5 protein-coding genes are annotated in these 5,535 nt (G+C 72.5%); all 5 read left to right on the forward strand.

Going from position 1 to position 5,535, the window contains the following annotated elements; translation table 11 throughout:
- Positions 1-979, forward strand: a 979-nt coding sequence (locus tag QMK34_RS46745) for an SDR family NAD(P)-dependent oxidoreductase (protein WP_326421464.1), incomplete at its 5' end; no start/stop codon positions are given.
- Positions 976-3,687 (forward strand): acyltransferase domain-containing protein, encoded by a 2,712-nt coding sequence (locus QMK34_RS46750; RefSeq protein ID WP_326421465.1) that lies wholly within the window; start codon positions 976-978, stop codon positions 3,685-3,687. The genes QMK34_RS46745 and QMK34_RS46750, both read left to right, overlap by 4 nt.
- Before the next feature lie 20 nt (positions 3,688-3,707).
- Positions 3,708-4,013, forward strand: coding sequence for an acyl carrier protein (locus QMK34_RS46755; protein WP_326421466.1), 306 nt, complete (start codon positions 3,708-3,710; stop codon positions 4,011-4,013).
- A gap of 4 nt (positions 4,014-4,017) precedes the next feature.
- Positions 4,018-4,797 carry an alpha/beta fold hydrolase gene (locus QMK34_RS46760; RefSeq protein WP_326421467.1) on the forward strand — a complete coding sequence of 260 codons (780 nt, stop codon included), beginning with the start codon at positions 4,018-4,020 and terminating at the stop codon, positions 4,795-4,797.
- On the forward strand, positions 4,794-5,535 hold a 742-nt coding region (locus QMK34_RS46765), incomplete at its 3' end, for a glycosyltransferase (RefSeq protein WP_442785372.1). The genes QMK34_RS46760 and QMK34_RS46765, both read left to right, overlap by 4 nt.

The raw sequence follows: 5,535 nt of genomic DNA on the forward strand, positions 1-5,535 counted from the left end.
GGACGCCGCGGGCGGGACCCCGGTCGTGCGGTACGACGCCGACGGCCGCGGCACGATCGAGCAGGTGGCCGAGGACCTCGGCTCGGTCGCGTACTCCGGCGCGGGTCCCGGCGGCGGTGAGGCGCAGGCGATCGGGCTCGGCCGTGACTCCGTGGTGCTGCTGATCGGCGGCGCGCGGGGGATCACCGCCCGCACCGCTGTCGCGCTGGCCGCCAGCGGGTGCCGGATCGAGCTCGCCGGGCGGACGCCATGGCCGGGCGACCCGGTGGACGCCGAGCTGGCCGGGTTCGCTGACGCGCAGGCACTGCGGTCCGCGCTGGCGGCGCGGGGCGGCACGATCGCCGACATCGAGCGCCGGGTGCACACCGTGCTGGCCCAGCGGGAGATCGGGCGCACGCTCGACGAGATCCGGGCAGTCGGCGGCGAGGCGGGCTACCGCTGCCTCGACGCCCGTGACGGCACGGCCGTCCGCCAGGTGGTCAAGGACATCCACGCCCGCTACGGGCGGCTCGACGGTGTCGTGCACGCTGCCGGGGTCATCGACGACAAGCTCATGGCGGAGAAGGACGAACGGTCGTTCCGCGCGGTCTTCGGGACCAAAGTGGACGGTGCACGAGCACTGCTCGACGCGCTCGTCCAGCTCAACGTCCGCCCCGGGTTCGTCGCCTTCTTCGGCAGCATCTCCGCGGTGCTGGGAAACCGGGGCCAGACCGACTACGCCGCCGCGAACGACGCACTGGAGTCACTCGGCGCGAGCTGGGCGGAGCGAACCGGTAACCGTGCGCTGACCGTCCATTGGGGACCGTGGGCGCCCTCGGATGGCCACAACGGCATGGTGTCCGGTGAGCTCGCCCGCGAATACGGGCGGCGCGAGATCGGCCTGATCGACCCGGCCGAGGGCACCGCCGCGTTGCTGCGCGAGCTCGCCTACGGGCCGCGGGACCTTCGTTCGGTGCTCTACACGGCGTCGCTGTGGTGAGCGGAGAAGGCCAGGAGCCCACGGCCAACGCCCACGTGGTGCCGGAGGAACACGAAGCAGCCTCCGCGCCGAAGCGGCGTGCTGTGGTCACCGAGCCCGAGCGTGTCCTGCGACTCGCGGCGGACTCCGCGGATGAACTCCTCCGGCTGCTCGACGGGCCCGTGGAATCCACAGTGGACACTTCGGGGCCGGTCCGGCTCGGGGTGGTCGGCCCGGACGCGCGCCGTCTCGAAGTCGCGCGCAAGGTCGTCGCCAAAGGTGTTCCCTGGCAAGGACTCAAGGACGTCTGGTTCACCCCGCAGCCTCTCTTGTGGACGCCCGGCGCGAAGACCGCCTTCCTGTATCCCGGTCTCGAAGCCGACGCGGAACCGCGGTGCGCGGACATCGCACGGCATTTCGGCCTCGAGCGCCCGGAGTGGTCGACGGCGAGCGTGCTCGACCGCGCGACGAGTGTTTCGCGGGTGGGCAGGCTCCTGCACACGGCGTTGACCCGGCTGGAGCTCGTGCCCGACGCGCTCGCCGGGCACAGCGTCGGCGAGTGGACGGCCATGCAGGTCGCCGGGATGTACCCGGCGGCGAGCACCCGCGACCTGCTCGACCGCTATTGGCCGGACGGGTTCTCGCTGCCCGAGGTCGACTTCCTGGTGCTCGGCTGTTCGTCGAAGCGGGCCGCCGACTTCCTCGGCACCGAGCCGGACCTGCTGGTGTCGCACGAGAACGCACCCCGGCAGACCATCGTCTGCGGGCCGGGCGAGCCGATCGCGCGGTTCGCCGAGCGCTGCCGCGCCGAGGGCATCGTCGCCCGTGTGCTGCCGTTCCGCTCCGGCTTCCACACGCCCTTCCTGCTGCCGCACGTGGCGCCGTTCGCCAGGCTGGCGGCCGGACTGGAGCTGCTGCCGCCCCGGATCCCGGTGTGGTCGGCGACCACCGCCCGGCCCTATCCGGCCGAGCCGGACGCCGTCCGCGAGCTCTACGTCGCCCACCTGGTGGAGCCGGTGCGTTTCCAGCGCCTGCTGGACGCCTTGTATGAAAAGGGTTTCCGCGCGTTCATCCAGGTCGGCGCCGGGCAGCTGGGCTCGTTCGTGGCCGACACCCTCGGCGACCGCCGCCACCTGGTGATCGGCGCGGCCTCGGGGACCCGCGACGGGCTCGCGCAGTTGCGGCGCGTCGCGACGGCCCTGTGGGTCGAGGGGGCGCGGCCCCGCTTCGACGCGCTGGAGACCCGCCGGAGCCCGCTGAGCACCGGCGGCTCGCCGCTGCCGGTCGCCGACAGCGCGCGCGGGCCGCTCGAACCCGTGGCCGACGTGCTGCCGGAGATCCCAGACGGCGTTCCTGACGCGATCATCGCCGAGTTCACCGCGCTGCTGCGGGAGACCCGCGAGGCGGCGACCTCGGTCGTGGCCGCGGCGGCCGGTTCCGCCAAGGTGCGGGAGTCCATTGTGGACGTGTCGTTGGCCGCCATGCCTTATCTGCGCGACCACCGCTTCTTCCGGCAGCGCGAGGACTGGCCGGACGAGGTGGACCGGCGGCCGGTCGTCCCGGCGACCACGCTCGTCGACCTCGCCTGCCGCGAGGTCGTGCGGGCCTGGCCGGGCACGGTCGCGACCGCCGTGCACGACGCGACGTTTTCCCGCTGGCTCATCGCCGTGCCCGCCTGCCGCGTCCCGGTGACGATGGCCCGCGACGGTGCCAGGGTGGCCGTCGAGATCGGGCCGTACGCGTCGATGACGGTCGAACTCGCGGGCGCCTACCCCGTGTCGTCCCGGGCGCCTTCGCCGTTGCCCGCGGCCGAAACGACACCGCCGCTGACCGCGCCGGAGATCTACTCGCGCCGCGAGATGTTCCACGGCCCGGCGTATCAGGGGCTGGCCGAGCTGACCGGCATCGGCGAATGGCACATCCGCGGTGAGCTGGTCGTGCCGTCCGCGCCGGGCGCGTTGCTGGACAACGTCGGCCAGCTGCTCGGCTGCTGGCTGATGGGCACGCAGACCACCCGGCTGCTCGCGTTCCCCCGCTCCATGGGAAACATCAGGCTGTACGGACCGGACCTGCCGCCGGGGACCCGGCTGAGCTGCCTGGTGCACGTCCGCACGCCCGAGCCGGACGTGCTCGAGATGGACGCCGAACTGGTCCACAAAGGACGGGTCTGGGCGGAGATCCGCCAGTGGCGCGACATCCGGTTCCCCTGCGACCGCCCGGCCCACCGCGTCTACGCCTTCCCCGACCGGCACCGGCTCGCCGAGGACCAGGACGGCGGCTGGTCACTGGTGACCGACCGCTGGCCGAGCGTCGCGGCGCGCGACATCTATGCGGGCGTGTACCTCAACGCCGGCGAACGCGGGGAGTTCACGGCGTGCCCGCCGCGCAGGCAGCGAGGCTGGCTGCTGGAGCGGATCGCACTCAAGGACGCCGTGCGGGCCCGGCTCGCGGAACCGGTCTTCCCGGCGGAGATCCACGTGCGCGAGCAAGGGGTTTCCGGTCGACACGGCCGGGAACTGCCCGCCCTCGACACCGCCGTGGCGCAGCTCGACGGGCTCGCCGTCGCGCTGGCCCGCCCCGCTGACGCCCTGATACCGCCGCGGATCGCGCTGCGGCGTGAAGGGGAACTGACCGGCCTCGTGGAAGAGGTCGCCGGCGTGCGGGGCGATCCCGTGCGGTACGCCGAACTACCGGGCTACGTCGTCGCCTGGACCGCCGAACACCTGTGAACCTCGACCGTGGAGCCACCATGCAGCTGAACCAGACCACCGGGATCGACGTCTTCGACACGGTCGCCGCCCTGCTCACCGACCTCGTCGGCGACGTGGACGTGCTCGGCATCGAGATCACCAGAGAAACCACCTTCCACGAGGACCTCCAGCTCGAAAGCATCGACCTGGTGACGTTCGCGGGCATCCTCGCCGAGCACTTCGGCGCCAAGGTCAACCTCGCGGAGTTCCTCGCCGAGAAGGACCTCGACGAGGTCATCGAACTGCGGGTCGGCGACATCGCCGGCTATGTCGCCGGGCGGCTGTCCGCCGCCGGAAGGAGCTGACACGATGCCGATGATGACCGTCAACGGGCTGCGCACCAACGTGCAGCTCGTGCCCGCGGACGGTGCCGAGACCGTGGTCTTCCTGCACGGAATGGGCACCGACAGCCTCGCGAGCTTCTACCTCACGCTGGCGCCGCCGGTCGCCGCCGCCGGGATCGACGTGATCAGCTACGACCTGCGGGGGCACGGCAAGACCGAGCGGCCGGTGAGCGGGTACACGATCAAGGACTTCATCGCCGACCTCGACGACCTGCTCGTCCAGCTCGCCGTCGACCGGCCCGTGCACCTGGTGGGCAACAGCTTCGGCGGCACGCTGGCCTACAGCTACGCCTCGGCGTACCCGGACCGCGTGCGCAGCATCGTGTGCATCGAGTCCGAGCCGCCCACCGACGTGTGGTCGCGGAAGATGACGCAGATCCTTGAGCACACCGTGCGATTCCTTCAGGTGGAGGAGAGTTTCGACTGGATCGAGGCGAACTACAGCTCGCACCACCGGCGGCTCGCGCGGATGGCGGCCGAGCGGATGATGTCGACGAACATGGCCGCGGAGGTCCCGCTGGGACCGTTGATGACGCTGGCCGAGGTCGCGGCCATCGACTGTCCCGTACTGTCCCTTTTGGGCAGTCACGGCTACCAGTCCGACGACCTCGAGGCGCTGACTTCCTTGCTGCCCAAGGGAGAGCTGCACGTGTTCGACGGGCAGGGACACTCGGTGCTGGTCGAGCAGCACCGCGAGGTGCGGGAGCTGCTGCTGCGCTGGGTCGCCAGGCACGGCGCGTCGTGAGCCGGTTCCTGCTCGTCGTCCCGCCGCTGACCGGGCACGTGAACCCGCTGCGGACGGTGGCCGCGGAGCTGGAGACGCGCGGGCACCGGGTGGCGTGGTGCGGGCCGGAGCCGATGACCTCGGAACTCACCGGCGGCGCGGTGTTCCCCGCGGGCGACTCGCGGGCGTTCGCGCTGGAGAAGCGGCCGCCGGGCCTGCGGGGGTTCGCGGCGCTGAAGTACCTGTGGGAGGACTACCTGGTCCCGCTGGCCGACGCGATGGCTCCCGGGGTCGCGGCGGCGATCGCGGAGTTCGAGCCGGACGCGGTGGTCGCGGACCAGCAGGCGCTGGCCGGCGCGCTCGTGGCGACCCGGTGCGGGATGCCGTGGGCGACCTCCGCGTCGACGTCCACCGAGCTGGCCGACCCGCTCGGCGGGCTGCCGAAGATCGCCGACTGGATCAGCCGCCTGCAGGACGGGCTGCGCGCGCGGCACGGCGTGCTGACCGGCGACCTGCGGTTTTCGCCGTACGGGGTGCTCGCGTTCACCACCCAGGCGCTCGCCGGGCCGCCTTCGACGCGGTTCGCCGCGCCACTGCGCTACGTCGGACCCGCACCGGCTCGGGGCGTCGACACGGATTTCCCGTGGGACCGGCTCGACGGGCGGCCGCTCGTGCTCGTCACGCTGGGCACGGCCAACGCCGAGGTCGGCCGCCGGTTCCTCGCGGCGAGCGTCGACGCGCTGGCCGGGATGCCGGAGG

It is taken from the genome of Amycolatopsis sp. H20-H5, from assembly GCF_035828755.1.
Lineage (GTDB): Bacteria > Actinomycetota > Actinomycetes > Mycobacteriales > Pseudonocardiaceae > Amycolatopsis.

Coding starts and splice junctions, on each gene's coding strand:
- QMK34_RS46760 (WP_326421467.1), top strand. CDS start 4,018: ATGCCGATGATGACCGTCAACGGGCTGCGCACCAACGTGCAGCTCGTG.
- QMK34_RS46755 (WP_326421466.1), top strand. CDS start 3,708: ATGCAGCTGAACCAGACCACCGGGATCGACGTCTTCGACACGGTCGCC.